The sequence below is a fragment of the Stagnihabitans sp. genome, from assembly GCF_964946895.1.
Genome location: NZ_CBBQHX010000032.1, coordinates 29,045 through 52,213 on the forward strand (window position 1 = coordinate 29,045; position 23,169 = coordinate 52,213).

Genomic DNA, 23,169 nt, shown 5'->3' on the forward strand with positions numbered 1-23,169 from the left:
TGAGACCGCACATCTCGGGAGGATGACATGCAGCCTAAACCCAATGCGCGGCTTTCCAGCCAGGCGATGGCGTTTGTTCTGGCCGGAGGGCGCGGTTCGCGTCTGAAGGAACTGACAGACCGCCGTGCCAAACCGGCCGTCTATTTCGGCGGCAAGACACGGATCATCGACTTCGCGCTGTCAAATGCGCTGAACTCGGGCATCCGGAAGATGGCGATTGCGACGCAGTACAAGGCGCACAGCCTGATCCGCCACATGCAGCGCGGCTGGGGCTTTCTGCGGGCCGAGCGGAACGAATATCTGGACATCCTGCCGGCCTCGCAGCGCATGGATGAAACCAACTGGTACCGTGGCACGGCCGATGCGGTCGCACAGAACATCGACATCATCGACAGCTATGGCATCAAGTATGTCGTCGTTCTGGCTGGCGACCATATCTACAAGATGGACTACGAGATCATGCTGCAACAGCATGTGAACACCGGTGCCGATGTGACCATCGGCTGTCTGACAGTGCCCCGGATGGAGGCATCTGCCTTCGGTGTCATGCATGTCGACAAGGACATGCGGATCACCCAGTTTCTGGAAAAGCCGAAAGACCCGCCGGCGATCCCGGGCGACCCAGACCATGCCTTGGCCTCGATGGGGATCTACATTTTCGACTGGGTCTTCCTGCGCGATCTTCTGATCCGCGACATGGCCGATGACACATCGCAGCACGATTTCGGCATGGACCTGATTCCGGCCATCGTGAAGGGCGGTAAGGCGATGGCGCACAAGTTCAGCGACAGCTGTGTCAAGTCGGGTCTGGAGACAGAACCCTATTGGCGCGATGTGGGGACGATCGACGCTTTCTGGCAGGCCAACATCGACCTGACCGATTTCGTGCCCAAGCTGGACTTGTATGACAACGCCTGGCCGATCTGGACCTATGCCGAAAGCGTGCCGCCCGCCAAGTTCATCCACAATGAGGATGGCCGGCGCGGCTCTGCGGTGTCGTCGCTGGTTTCGGGTGATTGCATCGTGTCCGGGTCCGAAGTCAGCAACTCGCTCTTGTTCACCGGGGTGCGGACGCACAGTTTCGCCAAGCTGGAATATTCGGTCGTGTTGCCTTACGTCACTGTTCACCGCTCGGCGAGCCTGAAGAATTGCGTGATCGACCGCGGTGTGGTGATCCCGGAGGGACTGGTGGTCGGCGTCGATCCGGGCGAGGACGAGAAGTGGTTCCGCCGCAGCGAAGGCGGCATCGTGCTGATCACGCAGGATATGCTGGATGCACGGGCGGCCAAGCTGGGATAGGCTGGCGCCTGCCGGACACGGCGGGGGGCCTGCCCCCCGCACCCCCCGGGATATTTGGACCTGAATGAAGAGGATACGTCGATGACACTCAAGGGCCGGGTTTTGTCGGTTGCCTCGGAATGCGTGCCCTTGGTGAAGACCGGGGGCTTGGCCGATGTTGTGGGGGCGCTGCCGGGGGCGCTGGCGCCTTTGGGCTGGGAGATGCGGGTTCTGATGCCGGCCTACCGGGCCTTGCGGGCGCGGTCGGTGGGTTGGACCGAGGTTTGGCGCGAAGAGGGACTTTGGGGGGGCGTGGGCCGGGTCCTTCTGGGCAAGGTCGACGGGCTGGACGTGATGCTGCTGGACGCGCCGCATCTTTATGACCGCGAGGGCGGGCCCTATTCCGGTCCCGGCGGCGATTGGTGGGACAATGCGCAGCGTTTTGCTGCCTTGTCCTGGGTTGCTGCGCGCATCGCGCGCGAGGGGGCCAGTGATGGCTGGAAGCCGGATGTGCTGCATGTGCATGACTGGCAGGCCGGATTGGCCCCGGCCTATCTGGCCTATGGCGGCAGCGAGGGGGTGGGGTCGGTGCTGACCATCCACAACATCGCCTTTCAAGGCTGGGCCAATGCCAGCCAGTTGAACGACCTGCGGCTGCCCGCCGATCAGTTCTATCCCGGTGCTTTGGAATATTACGGTGGCTTGTCGAGCCTGAAGGCCGGCTTGATCACCTGCGACAGGATCACCACCGTCTCGCCGACCTATGCCGCCGAACTGATGCGGCCGGAGTTTGGCATGGGGCTGCAGGGCGTGATTGCGACGCGGGCCGGGGTTGTGTCCGGCATCCTGAACGGGGTGGACACCGGGGTCTGGGCGCCCGAGTCAGAGCCGATCCCGTTTTCGCCAGCGGCGATGACGGGCAAGGCCGCCAACCGCGCCGCCCTGTGCGCCGAGTTCGGGCTGGACGTGCCGGGGCCCTTGGCCATCATCGTCAGCCGCTTGACCGATCAAAAGGGCATCGACCTTGTACCGCAAGTCCTGCCCGAATTCATGGAGGCGGGCGGTGGACTGGTCGTGCTCGGCTCGGGCGATCCCAAGCTGGAGGGCGCCATGCGCGACCTTGCAGCGCGTTATCCGGGCCGGGTCGGCCTGCGCATCGGCTATGACGAGGCGCTGAGCCACCGGCTGTTTGCGGGCGGTGACGCTGTACTGGTGCCCTCACGGTTCGAGCCCTGTGGCCTGACGCAGATGTATGGCCTGCGCTATGGCTGTCTGCCGGTGGTGGCGGCGGTGGGGGGCTTGGCCGATACGGTTATTCATGCCAATCCGGCGGCCTTGTCCGCGGGGGTGGCGACCGGGATCACCTTCCATCCGACCGATGCCGTGGCCTTCGCCACCGCGATGCGGCAGCTTCTGGCGCTGCATGCCGAACCGAAAGTCTGGGCCAAGGTGCAGAAGAATGCCATGAAACAGGACGTGTCCTGGGCGGCCTCGGCGGGCGAATATGCCGCCCTTTATGAAGGTCTGGTGGCGTGACAGGTCCACGCAGCAATCTACCGGGCACGCTGCCGGGCCTGACGACAGCCCCCGGCCGCCCCTGGCCGATGGGGGCCTCGGTCGACGAGGGCGGGGTGAATTTCGCTGTCTTTTCCGCCAACGCGCATTTCATCGAACTTTGCCTCTTCTCGGACGACGGACGCCGCGAGGTGGCCCGAATGCTGATGACCGACCGCGAGGGCGACATATTTCATCTGCGCGTTGATGGCATGAAGGCGGGACAGCGCTATGGTTTGCGCGCCCATGGCCCCTATGCGCCCGAGGATGGTCATCGCTTCAACCCGCACAAATTGCTGCTGGACCCCTATGCCCGGGCCTGGGACGGCCGTCTGCGCTGGTCGGATGCGGTGATGGGCTACCGGATCGGCTCATCCCGCGGCGATCTGTCCTATGACACCCGCGACAGCGCCTTTGCGGTACCGAAATCGGTGGTGGTGGACGAACGCGCCTGGCCAAGCCTGCCGCATGGCCCGAACCATGCTTTGGCCGACAGCGTGATCTATGAGGCGCATGTCAAAGGGCTGACGGCCCTGAACCCCAAGGTTCCGGCGGCCGCGCGCGGGCTTTACGCCGGGCTGGCGCATCCGGCCATGGTGGATCATCTGGTCAAGCTGGGCGTCACGGCGGTGGAACTCTTGCCGGTGCAGGGCTTCTTTGACGACCGCTTTCTGGTGGCCAAGGGTCTGACCAACTACTGGGGCTACAACACCATCGGCTTTTTCACGCCCGAACCCCGCTATGCCAGCCGCAATCCAAGGGCCGAGTTTCGCGAAATGGTCTGGCGCCTGCATGAGGCCGGGATCGAAGTCATTCTGGATGTGGTCTACAACCACACCGGCGAGGGCGACGAGTTGGGGCCGACGCTGTCGTTCCGGGGGCTGGACAACCGCAGTTACTATCGGCTGGCAGGCGGCGGGCGACACTATGCCAATGACAGCGGGACCGGGAATTCGCTGAACATCTCCCATCCGATGGTGCTGCGGATGGTGGCCGACAGCTTGCGCCACTGGGTGACGCATTTCGGGGTCGATGGCTTCCGCTTCGATCTCGCCACCAGTCTGGGCCGCGAACCCGGTGGCTTCGACCCCGGCGCGGGCTTCTTTGACGTGCTGCGGCAGGACCCGGTTCTGGCGGGTGTGAAGCTGATTGCGGAACCGTGGGATATTGGCCCCGGCGGTTATCAGCTCGGCGGCTATCCGCATCCTTTTGCCGAGTGGAACGACCGCTACCGCGACGGCGTGCGACGCTTTTGGCGGGGCGATGCGGGGCTGACGCCGGACCTGGCGAAGCGGTTGCTGGGCAGTGCCGAAAACTTCGACCATGACGGGCGCAGCGCTACCGCCTCGGTCAACTTCCTGACCGCGCATGACGGCTTCACGCTGCAGGATCTGGTCAGCTTCACCGTCAAGCGCAACCTTGCCAATGGCGAGGACAACCGTGACGGCCATTCGGAAAACCACTCGGACAATCTGGGGGTTGAAGGGGCAACGGCGGACCCGCTGATCACCGCCGCGAGGGGCCAGCGCAAGCGCAACCTTCTGGCGACGCTGCTGGTGTCGCAGGGCACGCCGATGATCCTGTCGGGTGACGAGGTGGGCCATACGCAAGGCGGCAACAACAACGCCTATGCGCAGGACAACGAGACGACCTGGATCGACTGGGCCAAGGGCGATGCGGGGCTGGCTGATTTCGTGGCCCGGCTGATCGCCTTGCGTCGGGCCCATCCCGTGCTGCGCCAGCGCCGCTTCCTCCATGGCCGCAAGCGCCATGCTGAGGGTTTGCCCGATGTGATCTGGCGCCACGCCGATGGCCGGGTGCCCGAAACCGCCGAGTGGCATGACCCGGCCTTTCGTTGCCTGTGTCTGGAACTGCGCATGGCGGCAGAGAGCCATTTCAGCCCTGACGTGATCTTTGCCATCTTCAACTGCGGCCCCGAACGCGCCCTGGCGCTGCCCGCCACGGAAGCGGGCTGGCGGCTGGTCATCGACACAACACGGCCGCTTGCGCCCGAGGCCTTGGTCAAACCGGGCCTGACCGTGCCCGCCAACTCTGTTCTTGTCTTTACCGCTGATCCGCAAGGAGCGTCAAAATGAGCGTGAAAACCGTCGCGACCCAACCGATTGCGGGGCAGAAGCCCGGCACCTCTGGCCTGCGCAAGAAGACCCCGGTCTTCATGGGGCCGCATTATCTGGAGAACTTCGTCCAGTCGATTTTCGATGTCGTCGGGGCAGAGGGCAAGACCTTCGTGCTGGGCGGCGACGGGCGCTATTTCAATGACCGCGCAGCCCAGGTGATCCTGCGGATGGCAGCGGCGAATGGGGCCGCACAGGTGATCGTGGGGCAGGGGGCTCTGCTGTCGACGCCTGCCGCCAGCCACCTGATCCGGCTGAACAAAACCGATGGCGGCATCATCATGAGCGCCTCTCACAACCCCGGCGGGCCGCATGAGGACTTCGGCGTGAAGTTCAACATGCCGAACGGCGGGCCGGCGCCTGAAAATGTCACCGAGGCGATGTTCCAGCGCACCACGACGATCACCAGTTACAAGATCCTTGAAGCGCATGACGTTGACCTATCTGCCATCGGCCGATCGACCCTGGGCGGGATGGTGGTGGACGTGGTGGACCCGGTGACGGATTATGCCGCGCTGATGGAGACCCTCTTCGACTTCGACGCGATCCGGGCGATGTTCGCCAAGGGATTCCGGATGCGGATGGATTCGATGTGCGCCATCACCGGGCCCTATGCGGTGGACATCCTTGAAAAACGACTTGGTGCGGCACCGGGGACTTGCGTCAATGCGCAGCCCCTGCCGGACTTCGGCGGCATGCACCCCGATCCGAACCCGACATGGGCCAAGGTGCTGATGGATGAGATGTTCGGGGTCAATGCGCCCGATTTCGGCGCGGCTTCGGATGGAGATGGCGACCGCAACATGGTGGTGGGACGCGGGATCTATGTCTCGCCGTCCGACAGCCTTGCGGTGCTGGCCGCCAATGCGCATCTGGCCAAGGGTTACAAGGCCGGCTTGAAGGGCGTGGCGCGCTCGATGCCGACCTCTGCCGCCGCCGACCGGGTGGCGGATGCCTTGGGCATTGGCAAATATGAAACGCCAACCGGCTGGAAGTTTTTTGGCAATCTTCTGGATGCCGGCCGGGCCACGATCTGTGGCGAGGAAAGCTTTGGCACCGGATCGGACCATGTCCGCGAAAAGGACGGGCTGTGGGCGATCCTTCTGTGGCTGAACATCCTCGCGGTGCGGGGTGAGACGGTGGCCGAGATCCTGAAGGGCCACTGGCTGACCTTTGGCCGTAACTACTACTCCCGCCACGATTTCGAGGCGATCGAGACAGCCAAGGCCGATGCGATGATGGGCGCGCTGCGCGCCAAGCTTGCCGACCTGCCGGGCATGGAGGTCGAGGGCATGACGATCTCTGCCGCCGATGACTTTGCCTATACCGACCCGGTCGATGGCTCGGTCAGCCTGAAGCAGGGGGTGCGCATCCTGTTCGAGGATGGCAGCCGGATTGTGCTGCGGTTGTCGGGGACCGGAACCGAAGGGGCCACCCTGCGTGTCTATCTGGAGCGTTATGTGGCGGGGCCGGAGGGGCTGGACCATGACGCGCAAGAGGCGCTGGCGCCGGTGATCCGGGCGGCGCATGTGCTGGCGGGGATTGCGTCCTTCACCGGACGCACGGAACCGAATGTGGTGACCTGAACCACGGCAGGGGGGGTGCCGCCCCCCTGACCCCCCGCGCAGAGGGGAGCCTCGGCCCCCCCTCTGCACACCCCCGAGGATATTTGTGCAAGAATGAAAGGGCAAAGAACGACCTGAACGGGTCGCTTGTGGCCAAGTCTTTGGGGCAGCTTGGCTTTTCCTAAGGCAAAGCGGGGGAGCATGATGAGCGAAGCGAAACGGTCAGGGCGGCAGGCGCGGCAGGCGGAACGGTCCAAGAAGGGCACCGGGATCGGTCGGCCCTATATCGTGCGAAATATTCCGACCTATGACGTCTTGTCGGACGAAAACCTTGTCAAAATCGAGCGGGCGGCGGACCGGGTGCTGGCGGAGACTGGCATCGAATTCCGCGACGACCCCGAGGCGCTGGAGCTGTGGCGCAAGGCCGGGGCCAAGGTCGACGGGCTGCTGGTCAAGTTCGAACCAGGGATGCTGCGCGAGATCTTGAAATCCGCCCCTGCCAGTTTCACCCAGCATGCCCGCAATCCGGCGAAATCGGTGGAGATCGGCGGCAAGTCGGTGATCTTTGCCCCCGCCTATGGCAGCCCCTTCGTCATGGACCTCGACAAGGGCCGCCGCTTTGGCACCATCGAGGACTTCCGCAACTTCATCAAGCTGGCGCAGTCGAGCCCGAATTTCCACCACTCGGGCGGGACCATTTGCGAGCCGACGGATGTGGCGGTGAACAAGCGCCATCTCGACATGGTTCTGGCCCATATGACCCTGTCGGACAGGCCCTTCATGGGGTCTGTCACGGCGGTGGAGCGGTCGGAAGACAATATCGAAATGTGCCGGGTGCTGTTTGGCGCGGACTTTGTGAATGATCATTGCGTCATTCTGGGCAATGTGAACGTCAATTCGCCGCTGGTCTGGGATGGCACTATGACCAAGAGCCTGCGCGCCTATGCGCGCGCCAATCAGGCGGCGGTGATTGTGCCCTTCATCCTCGGCGGGGCGATGGGGCCGGTGACCAATGCGGGCGGGATCGTGCAGAGCCTGGCTGAGACCATGGCCGGCTGTGCGCTGACCCAGCTGGAGCGCAAGGGCGCGCCGGTGATCTTCGGCAACTTCCTGTCCTCGATGAGCTTGCGGTCGGGATCGCCCACCTTCGGCACGCCGGAGCCCGCCATCGGCTCGATGGTGATCGGCCAGCTGGCACGTCGGCTGAACCTGCCGCTGCGCTGCTCGGGCAACTTCACCACATCAAAGCTGCCCGACGCGCAGGCGATGATGGAGGGCACGATGTCGATGCTGGCCGCCGTGCACTGTGGCGCGAACTTCATCCTGCATTCGGCCGGGTTCCTTGATGGGCTGTTGAGCATGTCTTACGAGAAATTCATGCTGGATGCAGACCTGTGCGGTGCGCTGCATGCCTATCTGGATGGCGTCAAGATCGATGACGACCAATTGGCGGTCGAGGCCTTTGCCGAGGTTGGTCCGGGCAACCATTTCTTCGGGTGCAGCCACACCATGGCGCATTATGAAACCGCGTTCTGGGACAGCGAGCTGTCCGACAACGAGCCGTTTGAAAAATGGGAGGCAGAAGGGTCGACCGATGCGGCCACCCGGGCCAACGCGCTGTGGAAGAAGCGCCTCGCCGAATATGAAGCGCCGCCCATGGATGTGGCCACACGCGACGCGCTGCAGGACTTTGTCGCACGGAAGAAGGCTGCGGCGCCCGACGCCTGGTACTAGTTTCGCAAGCCGGTTTCTTCCAGCAATCCCATGCGTTTGGCTTCGTAATAGTAGCCATTCGCATACCAGTAGACCGCCTTGTCCTGATTGCGGCGCGCCACCAGCCAGGCGCCGCGCAGGTACTTTCCGGCGTATTTCAGGTTGGTTTCTGCATCCAGCAGGCCCTCGGCAGGTCCGGTGTAGCCCATGGTATGGGCAGTTTGCGGCAAGATCTGCATCAGCCCGTAATAGGGCCCGTGCCGGGCTGCCGCATTGTAGCTGCTTTCGCGTCGGATGATCCGGTGGATGAGGCTTGCGGGCATGTCATAGATGCGGGCATATTTGGCCACCAGACGGTCCATCTCGGGTGTTTCGGCCGGGTAGGATTGCTGGGTGTATCTGTGTCCGCAGGCCGCGAGGGCCAACAGGCTGAGGGACAGGAATTGGCGGCGCGGCATCTGCATCGGGTCGTCCCTTTCGTTTCAAGCCTCTTAGCCGGGTCGTCCGGTTCTGCAAAGAGGAAGAATGCCCTGCCGACCGGACCGGCAAGTGCTTGCTTGTCACGCAGATGTCACCGGGGCAGGGCAATACTGCGGTCAGGCGTATATCCGGGGGCTTGTCAGCGGACGAACGCCATATATAGTCTGACTTAAGTGCGCGGTGGCGCATCTTGTGCCACTGTGCGGGCTACCGGAAGGGGTCTTTGCGGAATGGACGGCGATTTTCGAACCAGCTTCGTGCGCGATCCGGCGACGCTGAAATACTGCCCGGCTTTGGTGCTGAACGCGGATTACCGCCCGCTCAGCTACTATCCCCTGTCGCTTTGGCCCTGGCAGGAGGCGATCAAGAGCGCCGTTCTGAACCGCGTGACCATCGTGGCCGAATATGACCAGACGGTGCGAAGCCAAAGGCATGAGTTCAGGCTGCCCTCGGTCGTGGTGCTGAAAGAATTTGTCCAACCCCAGAAGCGCGTGGCATTCACGCGCTTCAATCTTTTTCTGCGGGACGAATTCTGCTGCCAATATTGCGGGGCCAAGGGGGATCTGACCTTCGACCACGTGGTGCCGCGCGCCAAGGGCGGCATCACCTCATGGGAGAATGTCGTGGCCGCCTGCAGCCCCTGCAACCTGCACAAGGGATCGCGAAGCCTGCGCCAGTCGGGGCTGCATCTGCAGCGCCCGCCGCGTGCGCCCAGCCCGGAAGAGATGCAGATCCACGGACGCCGCTTCCCGCCGAACCACCTGCATGAAAGCTGGATGGATTATCTGTACTGGGACGTCGAACTCGACGCCTGAACCTGCGCCTTGGATGGTGCTAAAATGCGCTTCAGTAGGCCTTGGCGTCGCGGAGCGTTCACAGTTCCACATATTTTGACAATATTGCACAATCTTCAATCCTGCCGCGACACCGGTGTGGTGTGATGACTCTAACGAATAGCGGAAAGGCCAGTGGTCCACATTGAGGGGCTGGGCCCTCCTTTCGTCCCCAAGAGATGGAGATCCCCATGCTTCCGATGCGTGCAGTTCTGGTGGAAAGCGATGAAGCGGTTCGCGATCATCTGCACAAACGCCTTCACCGGATGGGTTACAGTGTAACCCTAGCCCACGATTCCAGCAAGGCGCTGGATTTGCTGGACAATGGCGACAAATTCCATCTGCTCATGGTCGATGCCAATATCGAGGGCGCGATGGATGGGTGGGATCTGGCGCAGGTGTGCCGGGCGCGCTATCCGCAGATGGGTTTGTTGATGACGCTTGGCCGCAATGCCAGCCGGACGGATTGGGAGCGGGCAGGGAACCTGAACTTCCCGGTGCTGCGCCGCATGCTGCCGTCTGACGATTCGATGGAAAAGCCGCGCTCGCGTCGGCAGGCTTGAACGGCCCGTCAAAATGCGGAACCGCGGCGGCCCGTCTTGCCCAAGGGCAGGTACCGGGTTGCGGCGGTTCAACGTCATAAGATCGTCATAAAATTGTTACAAATCCTTCACATTGTCGCTGCGATGTGAAATGCCTTCCCGAAACGGGAACGCGCCATGACCATCGCCCTGCACGCCGCCGCCTTCAACCTTGTGATTGCCCTGTCTTGCGGCGCCTTGATCGGCTCGGAAAGGCAGGTGCGACAGCGCATGGCGGGTCTGCGCACCAACGCCTTGGTGGCTTTGGGGGCTGCGGGCTTTGTTACCTTCTCGCAACTGATGCCCGGCACCGACACCAGCCCGACGCGGGTGGCGGCACAGGTCGTTTCTGGCATCGGCTTTCTTGGGGCGGGAATCATTTTCCGTGACGGATTCGAGGTGCATGGCCTGAACACCGCCGCAACGCTGTGGTGCTCGGCCGGGGTGGGCCTGATGGCGGGTGAGGGGGCTTGGCCCTATGCGCTTTTGCTGACCGGGTTGGTTGTGTTCATCAACCTCGGACTGCGGCCCCTGGTCAAATTGCTGAAAAGGTACACGGCGGCGGGGACGCCGTTGGTGCGATCGTGGCTGGTGCAATTGTCCTGTCGTCCGGCAGATGAAGGCGCGATGCGCAGCCTGATGTTGCGCAATCTGACCCTTGGCGGTCTGCATCTGGCGGAATTGTCCGGCGAGACGGCAGATGATACGGTGGAGTTGTCCGCCGTGGTGTCCGGTGAGGGCATCACTGATCCGATGCTGGAAGCTGCCGTGCACCGCATGGCCGCCGAACCTGGCCTGTCGCGGCTCCGCTGGTCGGTGATTGAGGAATCCTGACGCGGCCTTTCGCTACAATCGAAACGCTTTGAAGGCTTTCCTTTCCTCTGCCTTGCGCTCTTGCTAGACTTTTCCTGTCATCGGGGGTAGAACCTCCGCGTTAGCGCTAACGGCGCCTCTGCGAGCGAGGACTTCTCATGGTTTCCCGAGTCATTCCGGTCGATACGTTCGACCTCGTGATTTTTGGCGGTACGGGCGATCTGGCCCGACGGAAGATCTTCCCGGGGCTCTATCGGCGCTTCATGGCCGGCCAGATGAATGCCGACAGCCGGATCATTGGCGCGGCGCGCGCCAAGAACACCGACGAACAGTTCCGCCAGATGATCCACGACTCCCTGCTGGAGTTCGTGCCGAAAGACCGGCAGGACACCGCCATGATCGACGCCTTTCTGGCCCGCATCGACTATGTCTCGATCGACGCCAAGGTGGAAGCGGGCTGGACCAAGCTCAAGTCGATGATCCGCGCCAATGTGGTGCATGCCTTCTATTTCTCGGTGGCGCCGGCGCTGTTTGGCGATCTGGCCGAACGTCTGCATGCCCATGGCATCACCGACGCCTGGAGCCGGATCGTCGTGGAAAAGCCCTTCGGTCGTGACCTGACCTCGGCCCGGGCGCTGAATGCCACGCTGGCCAAGTACTTCACCGAAGCACAAATCTACCGGATCGACCATTACCTGGGCAAAGAAACCGTCCAGAACCTGATGGCCGTGCGCTTCGCCAACATCCTGTTCGAGCCGATCTGGAAAGCCCAGTACATCGACCACGTTCAGATCACCGTGGCCGAGACCGTGGGTGTCGAAGGCCGCGGCGCCTATTACAACCAGTCGGGCGCCATGCGCGACATGGTGCAGAATCACATGATGCAGCTTCTGTGCCTGATCGCGATGGAGCCGCCCTATCACTTCGACCCCGACGCCGTTCGCGACGAAAAGGTCAAGGTCATCCGCGCCCTGGAGCAGGTGACGACCCATGACATCGTACGGGGCCAATACCTCGCCGGTGGCGGTGAGGGCGGCTATGTCGAGCATTCCGAGGATCCGAACTCGCGCACCGAAAGCTATATCGCGCTGAAGGTCGGTATCGCCAACTGGCGCTGGAAGGGCACGCCCTTCTATCTGCGCACCGGCAAGCGTCTGCGGGCGCGGTATTCGGAAATCGCCATCACCTTCAAGGAACCGCCACACTCGATCTTTGACGATGCCAAGGGCTGGAAGCCAAACGTTCTGGTGATCCGGTTGCAGCCGAATGAGGGCATGAACCTGATGGTGATGATCAAGGAACCCGGCCCGGGCGGCATGCGCCTTATGCAGGTGCCCCTGGACATGACCTTCGCCGATGCCCTTGGCCAGGACGCCGAGGATGTGCCGGATGCTTACGAGCGCCTGATCATGGACGTGATCCGTGGCAACCAGACGCTGTTCATGCGCGGCGACGAGGTGGAGGCCGCCTGGGCCTGGACCGACCCGATCATTCAGGGCTGGGAAGCCCGGGGCGACAGGCCGCAGGGCTATGATCCGGGCTCTTCCGGCCCGGAAGATGCGCTGATGCTGTTGCACAAGGATGGCCGCCGCTGGCGCGAGATCAAGGGATGATCCTGCAGACCTATCCGAGCCGCGAGGCGTTGATGGCGGGCCTTGCCTCTGTCATCGCAGACGAACTGCGGGCGGCGCTGGTGACTGGCCCGGCCACCCTGTCGGTTCCGGGCGGCACCACGCCCGGTCCGGTCTTTGACGCGCTGTCCGACACCGGCCTCGACTGGTCCCGCGTCGCCGTGCTTTTGAATGACGAGCGCTGGGTCGATGAGGCCAGCCCCCGCTCCAACACCCGCCTTCTGCGCGAACGCCTTTTGCGCGGCAAGGCGGCTGGCGCAACCCTCGTGCCGCTCTACGCAGACGCGCCCCAGCCCGAGGACAAGCTTGATGGCCTGTCGCAGGGCATCGCGCCGCACCTGCCGATCAGCGTTCTTTTGCTTGGCATGGGCGCTGACATGCACACCGCCAGCCTTTTCCCCGGGGCTGACAAGCTGAAGCTGGCCTTGGCCCCCGACGCCCCCATCCTGATGGCGCTGCGCGCCGCCGCGGCGGGCGAGCCGCGCATCACCCTGTCGGCCCGCGTGCTGCAGGCAGCCCGCCACATCCACATTCTCATCACCGGGCCGGAAAAGCGCGAGGCCCTGTCGCGTGCCCTGACCCTGTCCCCGTCCGAGGCCCCGATCCGGGCCGTTCTTGACCATGCAACCGTTCATTGGGCGGAGTAATCATGCCGAACTCGACCGCATCCGACAAATTCGCCAGCTTGAAAGCCCATCACGCCAAAGTGGCGGACCGCAAGATCCTGTCGCTGTTTGGCAAGGACCGCGCCCACCACTTCTCGGTGCGCGCGGCTGAGATGCTGTTTGATTTTTCCAAGACCAACATCGACGAAACCGCGTTGGGCCTGCTGCTGACGCTGGCCGAAAGCTCTGGAGTCGCGGCCAAACGCGCCGCGATGTTCGAAGGCCAGAAGATCAACGAAACCGAAGGCCGCGCCGTCCTGCACACGGCTTTGCGGGCGGGCGAGGATGCCGTGATCAAGGTCGACGGCCAGGACGTCATGCCCGAGGTGCGCACGATCCGCGCCCGCATGGTGGGCTTTGTCAACGATGTCCGCTCAGGCGCTTTCGCGGGACAGGGCGGGCCGATCACCGATGTGATCAACATCGGCATCGGCGGCTCTGACCTTGGCCCGGCGATGGCCACGCTGGCGCTGTCGCCTTGGGCCGACGGACCGCGCGTCCATTATGTTTCCAACGTCGATGGCGCCCATATCGCCGACACGCTGAAGGGGCTGAACCCGGAAACCACGCTGGTGATCGTCGCCTCCAAGACCTTCACCACGATCGAAACGATGACCAATGCCGACACCGCCAGGCGCTGGATGTCGGCCAAGGTCGCCAACCCCGCCGCGCAGTTCTGCGCCGTCTCAACCGCTAGTGATAAGACCGCAGCCTACGGCATTGATCCTGCACGCGTTTTCGGATTCGAGGATTGGGTCGGCGGCCGCTATTCCGTCTGGGGTCCGATTGGCCTTGGCGTGATGCTGGCGATCGGCCCCGAGGCCTTCGCGCAATTCCTCGCCGGCGGCCGTGCGATGGACCAGCACTTCCTGTCCGAACCCCTCGCCTCCAACATGCCGGTTCTGCTGGCCCTTGTCGGCCTCTGGCACAACCAGATCTGCGGCTATGCCACCCGCGCCGTGCTGCCCTATGACCAGCGCCTGTCGCGCCTGCCCGCCTATCTGCAACAGCTAGAGATGGAATCGAATGGCAAGCGCGTCTCGATGGATGGCGTCGATCTGCCGTACAACTCCGGCCCGGTGGTCTGGGGCGAGCCCGGCACCAACGGCCAGCACGCCTTCTACCAACTGATTCACCAAGGCACCCGCGTTGTCCCGTGCGAGTTCCTTGTGGCCAAACAGGGCCACGAACCCGACCTTGCCCATCAGCACCTGCTTCTCGTCTCCAACTGCCTTGCCCAGTCCGAAGCGCTGCTGCGCGGCCGCTCGCTGGAGGAGGCCACCGCGCTCATGGCCAAGAAGGGTTTGACGGGCGCCGAGCTTGACCGTCAGGCGCGCCACCGCGTCTTCCCCGGCAACCGCCCGACCACGACCCTAGCCTATCCGCAGCTGACCCCCTTCACCCTGGGCCAGATCATTGCGCTCTACGAACACCGGGTCTTTGTCGAGGGCGTCATCCTTGGGATCAACTCCTATGACCAGTGGGGCGTGGAACTGGGCAAGGAACTGGCCCTCGCCCTGCAGCCGATCCTTGAAGGCAAGCAAGGCACCGAAGGCAAAGACGGCTCGACCACCGCGCTCGTGGCCTATCTGAAACCCTGATTTCATCTGTTCACAAATATCCCACGGGGGGCGCGGGGGGTGTGAAACCCCCCGCTTCCGTCCGTGCAGACGAGCCCCCAAAGCAGGGGGGTGCGGGGGGATGCGCGCCTCCCCCCGCTTTGCCTTCACTTCAAGGCAGCGGTTACAATGACCTCAACCTTGTAATCCGGCGTCGCAAGCTTGGCTTCTCCAGTGGCCCGCGCCGGGGTGTGTCCAGCAGGAACCCATTGATCCCAAACCGAATTCATCTCCCCGAAGGTGGAAATATCGGCCAACCAGATCTGGGTGGACAGGATGCGGGTCTTGTCGGTGCCTGCAGCCGCCAGAATACGGTCCACTTCCGCCAGACAGGTGCGGGTTTGCTCGGCCACCGAATCTCCTGGCCGCCCAACCTGACCCGCCACCCAGACGATGCCGTTATAGGCCACCGCCTCCGACATCCGTGCCCCGACGCCGATCCGCTTGATATCCGTGTTCATGAAAGTCTCCCTGTTGGATGGCGCTTGCTAGCGCATCACTCGGCCCATGGGAAGTGCACAGCAGGCCGCGATAGGGGGAGTGGAGCGGGTGAAGGGAATCGAACCCTCGTATTCAGCTTGGGAAGCCAGACGCGACCGCATCATATCAATCGGTTACGGCTGACTTCGGGGATTTTCTCGGGACTCGGGTAGTGACGGAGTAGTTATCTAGGGCCTCACGGAGGTCATCTTGAAGCACGTGAGCATAGCGCGTCGTCGTCTCGATCTGGCTATGGCCCAGCAGGCGTGACACCAGTTTAATGTTCCCAGTTTGGCGGAGGAGGCGCGTTGCAAAAGTGTGGCGCAGGTCGTGGAAGCGGAAGTCGTGCACCTCGGCGGCGGTCAGAGCTGCCTTGAAATCTTCCATGATGCCGCCTGTCGGGGTGATCTGGTGACGCTGCGGTTCTTTCGTGCGGTGGCTGAGATAGGTCAGCACATAACGGGCATGGGGCAGCTCGGTCGCGCGGGGCAGGCTGGACAGGAAGGCCCGCATTTCGGCATTGATCGGGAAGCGGTGCAGCTTGGCACCCTTCTCACGCAGGATCAGGATGCCGGCATCGAGGTCGACATCGGACCAGCGCAGATCGCAGATGGCAGAGACGCGGGCGCCGGTCATCAGGGCGAAGGTCACCAGCGGGTGGAGATCGGCGCGCAGGTGCTGGAACAGGCGGTCCTGTTCAGCGCGGGTCAATTCGCGGACACGCTCTTCCGGCTCGGCGGTTTCGGCGGCGCGCAGGTCGAGATCGGGGATGGTGGCAGCATAGACCCGGGCCATGTGGCGTAGCGCGCGGCCCAACGTCTGCAACTCGCGGTTTACGGTGCCATTGGCCACGGTGGCGCGGCGGGTCGAGACGTGGCGCTGAATCATCGCGGCCGTGAGGTCTGGCAGGCGGGTCTTGGGATCGAGGACCGATGTCAGCGCCTTGCCGTGCGACAGCATCGTGCGGGCAGAAGGCTGGCGGCAGGCCACATCGGCGTAATAGGTGCCCAAAGTCTCGGACAGGGTGAAGATGCCGGTGGGTGCGGCAGCCTGGGTCTTGGCGGCAACGCGGGCCTCAGCCTCTACCGCTTTTGCTTCTTCGAAGCTTTCCGTTCCAGTAGAGCCGTGAAATCGACAACCCCGGATCTGGAAGTCGTAGTGCCAGTTTTTGGAGCCTTTGGGGCGGAACGGCATGTGCGGGACTCGATGTAGGTTTCAAGATCGTCGGCACGATAGCGGATGGATCGGCCAACGAGAACGAATTTCAGGCCGGTGTTGCGGAGGCGCGCAAGGGTCTTGGTGGAGACCTGAAGGAGGCTGGCGGCTTCTGTTGGGAGGAGGAGGGGTTGGAGGGTCATGTCATAGCACCAGTGATCGTCGCATGTAACGCGCGCCGCCGTTGCCTGGATCTATAGGCCCTTGGTGTCTCAATGATCTGCAGAGTCGGGTCCTCAATTCCGCGAATGCGCAAAGCCGCAGAAAGCAGTTGATTCCGGTGCCTTTCCCGATAGATCGCCGCCCTCAAGCCATTGATGATTGATCGGGCAGTATCTTCTGACCACTCGCCGCAAAGACACTCCGCGTCCGGGTCATGTACTCTGTTCCAGCATCCCGGAATCAGAGTAGTTGAGCCATCCTCACCTCGCACCCAGTAGCACCTTTCATCAGCGGCGATCATCCCACACCGCCTTCCGCATTCGTCAGCGCGTCGATATTGCCCTTGGCGACGGTGAAGCTGATCGCCACAACCCACGGGTTTGCGTCCCAAGCCTCGGGGCCGTGCAGCATGTCCCACAGGTTGCGATACCAGTTGCCCGGCGTGGCATAGACATACGGGCTTTCTGTTCTGACCATGATGCCTCCGTCGATGCCAGGGCATCTCGGCGCAATTTCAGCACCCTCGGCCACAGCATCCGCCTCGCTGATGTCCTGCAAGCGCTGCACCCTGACCTCGGTGACGGTCAGCGTCAGGCGGGATGCCCATCGGGGCATGTGGATTGCCGGGCGATCCTTGCCGTTGAGGTCGAAGGTGCCATCGGCCAAATACTCGATGGCGGTCGCGGCAGGGTCGAAATCAGAGGGCTTGGCCACGCGGCCAAGATCTTCGCGCCAGCCCTCGGCGGCGTAGGTCGGCCGCCATGCCTCACGGACATAGAGCCGGTCACCGGGGGCGTAAGGTTGGTTGGCCGATCTGACAGCGCCATCCGGCAGGAGCAAATTCGTGTTGTAGCACTTGCCCGGTTTCAGAAGACGCCGCGTCTGGGTCTTGGTCCCGGCCAGCAGGGCTTTGATCATGGGCGCGGAGAAGATGATGGGGCGGTCGGTCATTTCGTGGCCATCCCCGCCCGCTGGTTCCAGAGCCGCACCTGATTGGCGACCGTCCATGTGAACAGCACCTCGTCGCTCATCAGGCAGTCTGCCGTGGGGTGTCGTGTCCAGGCGCCCTCGAAGATCGGGGCGGTGGCGCAGAAGGGGCAGGGGGAGAGGGTGGGGTGGGTGATGTGGTCAGCCATGCTTGGCCTCACCTTCCGGCTGAAGCTCAGCTTTGATCTCTTGCACTGCCATGATGAAGGCCACTGCCGCCTTGGCCAGCTTTACCTGCTGCGCGAGACCCTTGCTGTTCAGCGCCTTGATGTAGAGGGTGGGGTCGGTAATGTGCAGGCTGTTGTGCATCTGTCGCTCAGCCTTGATCAGGGCTGCATAGATATCGACCTGCGGCGTCAGGACCTGGGCGGCAAAGCCGATTGAATCCATTGCGGCTTTATGAAGCAGTTGATCTGCTGTTGCGGTTCTCTCAGCCATGCTTGGCCTCCTCTTGTGCATATCCACCCCATTGCATCGCGCAGGCGGCAGCGATGCCAGGGAATGTGCGGCTGCGCAGCCGTGCCCGATCCGGGCCGGGGGAAGCCCTATGGATGGCCGACCAGCGCTTATGCTCGTCTGTGCCAGCCTTGGGCGGTGTCAGCTTGTCGGTGGCCTCCAGCGGCGGCAGGCCGCGCAGATAGAAGCCGGTCGCCTTGAACGCAGCATCACCGAACCACCACGGTTGCACGATCTGCGGGCGCGGCAGGCTGGCGGGCATCCGTTCGCGGGCGTGGCCGTGCATGATCGGGTTTTCTACCGCCACCTGCTCAATCGGCGCATTCCAGCAGGCCGCGAACAGCGCAACGCCGTCGTCCAACTCGGCCCACATCTCGGCTGCGGTACGTCCGGGCGGCGGCACCGACAGCCACCGCACGCCGGAATTGCAAAGCCGGGTGCAGGGCGGATGGCAGACCGCCAACAGGTCCCAGCCGTCGGCTAGCACGTCCCGCACATCGCCTCGAATGTGACGGTTGGACCCATCGGCAGCGGGCTGCAAATCGCAGGACCAGGCATCGTGCCCAAGGGCTGCGAAGGCACGCCGCATGACACCCGACTCCTCGCAGCCGATCAGGACGCGGAGGGGCTGGTTCATTCCGCTGCCATCCTTGCGTCTTCAATGTGCTGCCGGATGATGCTGGTGAAGGCCGATCGCGCCGCCGCTGAAACGCTGATGTGTTCTGTCTTGGCCAGGCCAGCTGCAGCCTCAATCACGTTGAAGGGGCGGCGCTTGCGCAGGATCACGGCCAATGCTGCGGCGTCCAGGCTGGGGAACTCGGCCACGGCCTTCATCAGCGGATTCAGCACATAGTCCGAATAGAGCAGGATGGCGCTGCTGCCAAAACTGCTATCGATGGCGCGGAGTGCGGCGAGCGTCGTGGTGACGGCATGGGCATTCCCCTTTGTCACCAAGTCACGGATGAGCCCGACTGAGCAGACCTGACCGAGCTTGCGGGCAGCGCTGGACGGGTTGAAGGTCATCAGCTGACAGCCCGCATCTGACACGGCCCTGTCTGCCGCCAAAGCCCACGGCACGTCTGCCGCAAGGCCTGCCTTAAACAGGTTGTAGTTCGACATGTTGGTGCGGGCGGTGTTGACCTGGATGAAGGCTTTCGCCTGTTCAGTCACCGCGATGGGCACCACCATGGCCGGAACAGATTTGATGCCGCAGAGCAGGGCTGCATGGACCCGGTGTTGACCATCGATGACGCAAAACTGACCGCCCTCGATCGGAGCCAGCAAGACGGGTGTAAAGCAGCTCCACCGGAAGTTGGCAGCGATATCTCGGATCGTGCGCAGACCGCCAGAGTTGAGGGGACGCTGATATTGGTCGTCGATCACCATGGCAGCAATCTCAACCCATTGCAGCATGGGGCTGGGTTGGTCGGCGAGGCCGATGGGCTCGGCCATGCCGTCAAGATGGATCGGGCGGTATTGGGTCATGCTGCCACCTTTGGATAATCGCCATCGCGCTCAAGCCGTTTGCGGCAAGGAGCGATCCAGTCGAAGCGGGTTTCAGTTGAGGCGGTTTGCCAGACCAGCCAGCAATAGGCGGTGGCCGTGGAGCCTTCTGGCGCCAAGCGACCTTTGTGCATCACGACCCGCTCGCTGAACTGCAGGATCAGGCTGGGTGGGGTGACCTTGAACAGGCTGTTGTAACGGCTGACGGATTCAAGGAAGGCCGTGCGGACGATGACCGCCACGCCATGGCGGCTGGTTTCGCGGGCGCGGTCGATGAACTGTTCGGCCAGACGGAAGGGCGGGTTGGTGATCGTCCAGTCCACATCGGGCGGCGGCAGGCCGAAGAGGTAATCTCGAACCGGGAAGCCCGCGCCGTAGTCGTGGATGTCAGAGGCCTCGACGCTGGCAAAATATTCGGTCAGTGGGCGCACCATATGACCGCGATTGGCGGCGGGTTCGCGGCAGATCATTTTGCCCGTGGTCCAGCCAGGAGCTTTACCCCCAAAAATCTGATCCCACTCGTTCTGCAGCCGTTCACACAGCGCCCGGGTTGCCCACGGTGGCGTGGGGAAATCATCAAGGCTATCGTGGGCTTCGCGGCGCTGCTGCATGACGGCGCTGGAGGTGTTGGCGGTCATGCTGCCACCTCATCACCTTCCCAGCCGATCGGGCGGGTGAACCCTGCGGCATTGCGGTGGCCGCCGCCGCCGTAGGTCTGGGCGATCAGGGCGACATCGAGGCCGGCGTCGGTTGAGCGGAGCGAGAATTTGCGGCCGGTTGCGGTGTCGAAATAGATCGCGGCGAAGAGGTTGCCCTCGGCCAGCAGGTGGCCTGCCTCGGACGCCAGATAGGCGGGCAGGTTGGCCACGGGGACGCGGTGGCCGCCGATCCGCATGTAGCGCAGGGTCATGTCGCAGCCCTGTGCCACGAAGCGGGCGTGTTGGTTGAGGAGTTCAGCCCCCGTTTCGGCGATCCGGTTGGGGAATTGCTCCAAGTCCCGGGCTAATTGATCCCAGGCCTCAAACGATCTGTCGGTATTGGCGATGTAGGCATTGATCTTGCGCGACTCATTGAGGGCAAACCGCCAGAGATCGCGATCCTCGACATAGGCGACCAGGCGGGGCGGGAGTTCGACCCCGGCATAGAACCAATCCCAGGCGAGGCCCGCACCAGACCGGGCCATGTCGAAACGGATTTGCGTGTTGGGAAGCGTCAGGCCCTGCAGTGCCTGCTGGGCGGACTGATGATGATCCAGCACGACCATCATGGCGGCGCGGCTTGCCATGCGGGCCAGCACCTCGCGCGGGTAGGAGAAATCGACGATGAAGACGCTTGCCCCGGTCACATCGGGCGGGGCATCGCCATAATTTGCCGGGATCATCACCGTATCGGGTCCGGTGGACAGGCGCACGACCCAAGCCGCGGTGAAGCCGTCGATGCAATGGGCGTGGTAGATGCAGATTGTGCGGGACATCATTGCGCTTTCTGAAAAAAGCCCCCGGTTCGGGGAGGAGGTCGAACCGGGCGTTCAGGTCCAACAGGGAGGTGCCGGGAGACCCCGCCCGGCGCGGGATGAGTCAGGCCATGCCGAGGGCGGCTTTGTAGACGTCCAGCACGGCCTCTTCTTCGGCCACTTCGTCGGGCTTGCGTTTGCGCAGGGCGAGGACGCGGCGCAGGATCTTGGTGTCGTAGCCACGGCCCTTGGCCTCTGCCATGACTTCCTTGATCTGGTCCGCGATGTCCTTCTTCTCCGCCTCCAGCTGCTCGGTCCGTTCGATGAAGGACCGCATCTCTTCGGCGGTGACGGAATAGGCGTCGGTGTTCTGCTTGGCAAAATCGGGGTCGTGTTTCATGGGCGGGATTCCCTTGGCGCGGCGGCGGGCGGTGTTGGTCTTTGCAAGATCGGCGACAATGGCCTTCAACAAGATCGCTCCTGCCTCTTCGCCCGCGATGTCGGTGATTTCCTTGCGGATATTAAGGGCAGCGCGCAGGGCGTCCGGATCGCGGACCTCGCGCTTGCCGACATGATTGGCCTTGGAAACGATGCCCATTTCCTCCATCCGCTCGATCAGGCGGGCGGCGAAGTTGTAGCCAATTCCCAAGGTGCGCTGCAGGGCAGAGCTGCTGGCGCTGCCGGTTTTCCAGACGTGCAAGACGGCCCTGGTGAAGACATGGTCGTCACCTTGTTCGCCCATGTCGCCCTGAAAGGTGACGTTGCCGGTGCGGATGCTGGCATTGGTGCCCCAGCGAATGTGATCCGGATCGGCCTTCTCGATCGGGGCGAGGATGCTTTTCAGCAGCGTGGTCTTGTCGGTCGCGGCGGCAATTTCGGCCCATCGCGGCACAAGGGCGCGCCAGTAGGCGTTGACCTCGGCCATGCGCGGAAAGGCTTCCCGCAGTTCTGGGATGTTGGTCAGAAGCGCCTCGCATCGGGAAAAATCACCGGCGTCGTGGGGATAGTCGCCGCGCTGGGGGCCAAGGCCCGCAAGATGTGCGGCAATGCTTTTGGAAGATGCGCCGTGAAGCGGGCCGATCCGTTCGGCAAGGGGTGTCTCTGTCGCGATCATTGCGCCACCTGTGCCAACACAGCGGGCAGGCCGGTGGCCAGCGTCAGGGCCATGTGGGCGGTCCTTTCGGTGATGGCGGTGATGGCGGTGGGGCGCGGAAGGGCGTTCAAGGGCGGCTCCAAATGAATTTGGGGGTTACCAGGCGGCGAGGGTTTGGGATTGGGCGATGATGTCAGGCAGGGCGCAAAGGGTGGCGTGGGCGGCGCCAAGCGCCCAGCCGGCGAGGGCGGCGGTCAACAGGCCTGCGCCCAGAATGGTCAGGTCACGGGCCAAGGCCAGACGGCGTTGGTGGCGGGCCTGACGGTTCATCCGCGCGTAGTGGGTGGTGACATCGTGCTGCACACGGGGCGAGATCTGGGTCATACCGGGCAACCGTAGGCGAATGGCGCCATGCGGTTGCCGATCCAGTCGGTGATGGCATCGGCCTCGGCATCGGATTTGAGTTCGATGACCAGAAAGCGGGTGCCTTTGCCGCCGATGATGTCGGACAGGGTTGCCACCACGGCCTTGCGCGGCAGCTGGCTTTCGACCGGCAGCGACAGGGGCTTGACGATCATGCCGCATCCCCCGGTTCGGCCCGGCGCAGGATGGCACGACGGCGGGCCAGAAGACGGGCGGCGTGATCAGCCAGCAGGATATCCCAGGCCGTCTCGCGCAGCTCGACCGCCTCGGTCACCCCATGGGTGCGCAGCATATCGTCGAAATGCGTCACCACCGTCCGGGCCTGCGCGACCTCGTCTGTGGTGTGGGGAGAACGGTGCAATGTGGCCTCCATCGGTTGCGATGGGGGCAAGATATAGGATAGTTCTCCCAAGTCAATAGGTGTGTGGGAGAATTATCCTATCGCAACTAGTGTACAAACCTACATCCATGCCAGAATCATCCGGTAGGACGCGAAGTCAGAGACGATCAGGCAATGGGAGCTGGAGGCA

At 63.2% G+C, this 23,169-nt stretch carries 26 protein-coding genes and 1 pseudogene; 11 read left to right on the forward strand and 16 right to left on the reverse strand.

The annotated features are described in order from the left end of the window. Positions 1–27: 27 nt before the first annotated feature. The 5 genes from glgC to AC1Y2B_RS17695 all read left to right on the forward strand — a co-directional run bounded on the left by glgC (position 28) and on the right by AC1Y2B_RS17695 (position 8,266). Positions 28–1,299, forward strand: a complete 1,272-nt coding sequence (glgC, locus tag AC1Y2B_RS17675; protein WP_482254436.1) for a glucose-1-phosphate adenylyltransferase — start codon at positions 28–30, stop codon at positions 1,297–1,299. An 81-nt stretch (positions 1,300–1,380) separates the two neighbouring features. After that, positions 1,381–2,814, forward strand: a complete 1,434-nt coding sequence (glgA, locus tag AC1Y2B_RS17680) for a glycogen synthase GlgA (RefSeq protein ID WP_482254437.1) — start codon at positions 1,381–1,383, stop codon at positions 2,812–2,814. Next, positions 2,811–4,928, forward strand: coding sequence for a glycogen debranching protein GlgX (gene glgX, locus AC1Y2B_RS17685; protein ID WP_482254438.1), 2,118 nt, complete (start codon positions 2,811–2,813; stop codon positions 4,926–4,928). The genes glgA and glgX overlap by 4 nt, the downstream gene beginning before the upstream one ends. Further along, positions 4,925–6,553: an alpha-D-glucose phosphate-specific phosphoglucomutase gene (locus AC1Y2B_RS17690; protein ID WP_482254439.1), complete on the forward strand. Its 1,629-nt coding sequence runs from the start codon at positions 4,925–4,927 to the stop codon at positions 6,551–6,553. Before glgX ends, AC1Y2B_RS17690 begins: the two co-directional genes overlap by 4 nt. Positions 6,554–6,736: 183 nt before the next feature. Beyond that, the gene (locus tag AC1Y2B_RS17695; protein WP_482254440.1) at positions 6,737–8,266 is read left to right on the forward strand and encodes a trimethylamine methyltransferase family protein; all 1,530 of its coding nucleotides are present in this window, start codon (positions 6,737–6,739) and stop codon (positions 8,264–8,266) included. On the opposite strand, the gene AC1Y2B_RS17700 is transcribed toward AC1Y2B_RS17695, so the two are convergent. Beyond that, entirely contained in the window at positions 8,263–8,709 is a 447-nt protein-coding gene (locus tag AC1Y2B_RS17700; RefSeq protein WP_482254441.1) for a transglycosylase SLT domain-containing protein, read from the reverse strand. The genes AC1Y2B_RS17695 and AC1Y2B_RS17700 overlap by 4 nt on opposite strands. A 246-nt stretch (positions 8,710–8,955) precedes the next feature. Here AC1Y2B_RS17700 and AC1Y2B_RS17705 point away from each other — a divergent pair, with 246 nt between their 5' ends. From AC1Y2B_RS17705 to pgi, 6 genes are all read left to right on the forward strand, one after another. Next, complete coding sequence (locus AC1Y2B_RS17705) at positions 8,956–9,540, forward strand: HNH endonuclease (protein ID WP_482254442.1); 585 nt, start codon at positions 8,956–8,958, stop codon at positions 9,538–9,540. 209 nt (positions 9,541–9,749) lie between these two features. Beyond that, positions 9,750–10,121, forward strand: coding sequence for a response regulator (locus AC1Y2B_RS17710; protein WP_482254443.1), 372 nt, complete (start codon positions 9,750–9,752; stop codon positions 10,119–10,121). A 156-nt stretch (positions 10,122–10,277) separates the two neighbouring features. Next, positions 10,278–10,973 carry an MgtC/SapB family protein gene (locus tag AC1Y2B_RS17715; protein ID WP_482254444.1) on the forward strand — a complete coding sequence of 232 codons (696 nt, stop codon included), beginning with the start codon at positions 10,278–10,280 and terminating at the stop codon, positions 10,971–10,973. A 137-nt stretch (positions 10,974–11,110) separates the two neighbouring features. Next, complete coding sequence (gene zwf, locus AC1Y2B_RS17720) at positions 11,111–12,565, forward strand: glucose-6-phosphate dehydrogenase (RefSeq protein WP_482254445.1); 1,455 nt, start codon at positions 11,111–11,113, stop codon at positions 12,563–12,565. Next, the gene (gene pgl / locus AC1Y2B_RS17725; protein WP_482254446.1) at positions 12,562–13,230 is read left to right on the forward strand and encodes a 6-phosphogluconolactonase; all 669 of its coding nucleotides are present in this window, start codon (positions 12,562–12,564) and stop codon (positions 13,228–13,230) included. The genes zwf and pgl overlap by 4 nt, the downstream gene beginning before the upstream one ends. Before the next feature lie 2 nt (positions 13,231–13,232). Beyond that, positions 13,233–14,849, forward strand: coding sequence for a glucose-6-phosphate isomerase (gene pgi, locus AC1Y2B_RS17730; RefSeq protein ID WP_482254447.1), 1,617 nt, complete (start codon positions 13,233–13,235; stop codon positions 14,847–14,849). A 125-nt stretch (positions 14,850–14,974) separates the two neighbouring features. Here pgi and AC1Y2B_RS17735 read toward each other — a convergent pair whose 3' ends face one another. The 15 genes and pseudogenes from AC1Y2B_RS17735 to AC1Y2B_RS17805 all read right to left on the reverse strand — a co-directional run bounded on the left by AC1Y2B_RS17735 (position 14,975) and on the right by AC1Y2B_RS17805 (position 23,000). Further along, on the reverse strand, positions 14,975–15,328 hold the full coding sequence (locus AC1Y2B_RS17735; RefSeq protein WP_482254448.1) for a RidA family protein: 354 nt from the start codon (positions 15,326–15,328) through the stop codon (positions 14,975–14,977). Positions 15,329–15,473: 145 nt separating this feature from the next. Beyond that, the gene (locus AC1Y2B_RS17740) at positions 15,474–16,541 is read right to left on the reverse strand and encodes a tyrosine-type recombinase/integrase (protein WP_482254449.1); all 1,068 of its coding nucleotides are present in this window, start codon (positions 16,539–16,541) and stop codon (positions 15,474–15,476) included. Then, positions 16,430–16,705 (reverse strand): helix-turn-helix domain-containing protein, encoded by a 276-nt coding sequence (locus tag AC1Y2B_RS17745; protein ID WP_482254450.1) that lies wholly within the window; start codon positions 16,703–16,705, stop codon positions 16,430–16,432. Before AC1Y2B_RS17745 ends, AC1Y2B_RS17740 begins: the two co-directional genes overlap by 112 nt. A gap of 316 nt (positions 16,706–17,021) precedes the next feature. Then, positions 17,022–17,675 (reverse strand): hypothetical protein, encoded by a 654-nt coding sequence (locus AC1Y2B_RS17750; protein WP_482254451.1) that lies wholly within the window; start codon positions 17,673–17,675, stop codon positions 17,022–17,024. Then, a complete protein-coding gene (locus AC1Y2B_RS17755; RefSeq protein ID WP_482254452.1) occupies positions 17,672–17,860 on the reverse strand; it encodes a hypothetical protein in 189 nt (62 codons plus the stop codon). The genes AC1Y2B_RS17750 and AC1Y2B_RS17755 overlap by 4 nt, the downstream gene beginning before the upstream one ends. Further along, entirely contained in the window at positions 17,853–18,149 is a 297-nt protein-coding gene (locus AC1Y2B_RS17760) for a hypothetical protein (protein WP_482254453.1), read from the reverse strand. Before AC1Y2B_RS17760 ends, AC1Y2B_RS17755 begins: the two co-directional genes overlap by 8 nt. Further along, complete coding sequence (locus AC1Y2B_RS17765) at positions 18,142–18,804, reverse strand: hypothetical protein (RefSeq protein WP_482254454.1); 663 nt, start codon at positions 18,802–18,804, stop codon at positions 18,142–18,144. Before AC1Y2B_RS17765 ends, AC1Y2B_RS17760 begins: the two co-directional genes overlap by 8 nt. After that, on the reverse strand, positions 18,801–19,652 hold the full coding sequence (locus AC1Y2B_RS17770; protein WP_482254455.1) for a ParB N-terminal domain-containing protein: 852 nt from the start codon (positions 19,650–19,652) through the stop codon (positions 18,801–18,803). Before AC1Y2B_RS17770 ends, AC1Y2B_RS17765 begins: the two co-directional genes overlap by 4 nt. Next, positions 19,649–20,308 (reverse strand): hypothetical protein, encoded by a 660-nt coding sequence (locus AC1Y2B_RS17775; RefSeq protein ID WP_482254456.1) that lies wholly within the window; start codon positions 20,306–20,308, stop codon positions 19,649–19,651. Before AC1Y2B_RS17775 ends, AC1Y2B_RS17770 begins: the two co-directional genes overlap by 4 nt. Further along, positions 20,305–21,144: a phosphohydrolase gene (locus AC1Y2B_RS17780; RefSeq protein ID WP_482254457.1), complete on the reverse strand. Its 840-nt coding sequence runs from the start codon at positions 21,142–21,144 to the stop codon at positions 20,305–20,307. Before AC1Y2B_RS17780 ends, AC1Y2B_RS17775 begins: the two co-directional genes overlap by 4 nt. A gap of 103 nt (positions 21,145–21,247) precedes the next feature. Next, the gene (locus AC1Y2B_RS17785) at positions 21,248–21,523 is read right to left on the reverse strand and encodes a DUF2312 domain-containing protein (protein WP_482254463.1); all 276 of its coding nucleotides are present in this window, start codon (positions 21,521–21,523) and stop codon (positions 21,248–21,250) included. Positions 21,524–21,688: 165 nt separating this feature from the next. Next, positions 21,689–22,237: pseudogene (locus tag AC1Y2B_RS17790) on the reverse strand (DNA translocase FtsK); the annotation flags it as partial. A 135-nt stretch (positions 22,238–22,372) separates the two neighbouring features. After that, the gene (locus AC1Y2B_RS17795) at positions 22,373–22,600 is read right to left on the reverse strand and encodes a hypothetical protein (RefSeq protein ID WP_482254458.1); all 228 of its coding nucleotides are present in this window, start codon (positions 22,598–22,600) and stop codon (positions 22,373–22,375) included. After that, complete coding sequence (locus AC1Y2B_RS17800; RefSeq protein WP_482254459.1) at positions 22,597–22,794, reverse strand: hypothetical protein; 198 nt, start codon at positions 22,792–22,794, stop codon at positions 22,597–22,599. Before AC1Y2B_RS17800 ends, AC1Y2B_RS17795 begins: the two co-directional genes overlap by 4 nt. After that, positions 22,791–23,000, reverse strand: a complete 210-nt coding sequence (locus tag AC1Y2B_RS17805; protein ID WP_482254460.1) for a hypothetical protein — start codon at positions 22,998–23,000, stop codon at positions 22,791–22,793. Before AC1Y2B_RS17805 ends, AC1Y2B_RS17800 begins: the two co-directional genes overlap by 4 nt. Between the last annotated feature and the right edge of the window lie 169 nt (positions 23,001–23,169).

Bases quoted from the DNA above. Each gene is read 5' to 3' on its own strand.
- zwf (WP_482254445.1), top strand. From the start codon at position 11,111: ATGGTTTCCCGAGTCATTCCGGTCGATACGTTCGACCTCGTGATTTTT.
- AC1Y2B_RS17800 (WP_482254459.1), bottom strand. From the start codon at position 22,794: ATGATCGTCAAGCCCCTGTCGCTGCCGGTCGAAAGCCAGCTGCCGCGC.
- AC1Y2B_RS17700 (WP_482254441.1), bottom strand. From the start codon at position 8,709: ATGCAGATGCCGCGCCGCCAATTCCTGTCCCTCAGCCTGTTGGCCCTC.
- AC1Y2B_RS17780 (WP_482254457.1), bottom strand. From the start codon at position 21,144: ATGTCCCGCACAATCTGCATCTACCACGCCCATTGCATCGACGGCTTC.
- AC1Y2B_RS17770 (WP_482254455.1), bottom strand. From the start codon at position 19,652: ATGACCCAATACCGCCCGATCCATCTTGACGGCATGGCCGAGCCCATC.
- AC1Y2B_RS17690 (WP_482254439.1), top strand. From the start codon at position 4,925: ATGAGCGTGAAAACCGTCGCGACCCAACCGATTGCGGGGCAGAAGCCC.
- AC1Y2B_RS17745 (WP_482254450.1), bottom strand. From the start codon at position 16,705: ATGACCCTCCAACCCCTCCTCCTCCCAACAGAAGCCGCCAGCCTCCTT.
- AC1Y2B_RS17760 (WP_482254453.1), bottom strand. From the start codon at position 18,149: ATGGCTGAGAGAACCGCAACAGCAGATCAACTGCTTCATAAAGCCGCA.
- AC1Y2B_RS17755 (WP_482254452.1), bottom strand. From the start codon at position 17,860: ATGGCTGACCACATCACCCACCCCACCCTCTCCCCCTGCCCCTTCTGC.
- glgC (WP_482254436.1), top strand. From the start codon at position 28: ATGCAGCCTAAACCCAATGCGCGGCTTTCCAGCCAGGCGATGGCGTTT.
- AC1Y2B_RS17795 (WP_482254458.1), bottom strand. From the start codon at position 22,600: ATGACCCAGATCTCGCCCCGTGTGCAGCACGATGTCACCACCCACTAC.
- pgl (WP_482254446.1), top strand. From the start codon at position 12,562: ATGATCCTGCAGACCTATCCGAGCCGCGAGGCGTTGATGGCGGGCCTT.
- AC1Y2B_RS17695 (WP_482254440.1), top strand. From the start codon at position 6,737: ATGAGCGAAGCGAAACGGTCAGGGCGGCAGGCGCGGCAGGCGGAACGG.
- AC1Y2B_RS17775 (WP_482254456.1), bottom strand. From the start codon at position 20,308: ATGACCGCCAACACCTCCAGCGCCGTCATGCAGCAGCGCCGCGAAGCC.
- AC1Y2B_RS17705 (WP_482254442.1), top strand. From the start codon at position 8,956: ATGGACGGCGATTTTCGAACCAGCTTCGTGCGCGATCCGGCGACGCTG.
- AC1Y2B_RS17715 (WP_482254444.1), top strand. From the start codon at position 10,278: ATGACCATCGCCCTGCACGCCGCCGCCTTCAACCTTGTGATTGCCCTG.
- AC1Y2B_RS17765 (WP_482254454.1), bottom strand. From the start codon at position 18,804: ATGAACCAGCCCCTCCGCGTCCTGATCGGCTGCGAGGAGTCGGGTGTC.
- AC1Y2B_RS17785 (WP_482254463.1), bottom strand. From the start codon at position 21,523: ATGAAACACGACCCCGATTTTGCCAAGCAGAACACCGACGCCTATTCC.
- AC1Y2B_RS17710 (WP_482254443.1), top strand. From the start codon at position 9,750: ATGCTTCCGATGCGTGCAGTTCTGGTGGAAAGCGATGAAGCGGTTCGC.
- AC1Y2B_RS17740 (WP_482254449.1), bottom strand. From the start codon at position 16,541: ATGCCGTTCCGCCCCAAAGGCTCCAAAAACTGGCACTACGACTTCCAG.
- glgA (WP_482254437.1), top strand. From the start codon at position 1,381: ATGACACTCAAGGGCCGGGTTTTGTCGGTTGCCTCGGAATGCGTGCCC.
- pgi (WP_482254447.1), top strand. From the start codon at position 13,233: ATGCCGAACTCGACCGCATCCGACAAATTCGCCAGCTTGAAAGCCCAT.
- AC1Y2B_RS17750 (WP_482254451.1), bottom strand. From the start codon at position 17,675: ATGACCGACCGCCCCATCATCTTCTCCGCGCCCATGATCAAAGCCCTG.
- AC1Y2B_RS17735 (WP_482254448.1), bottom strand. From the start codon at position 15,328: ATGAACACGGATATCAAGCGGATCGGCGTCGGGGCACGGATGTCGGAG.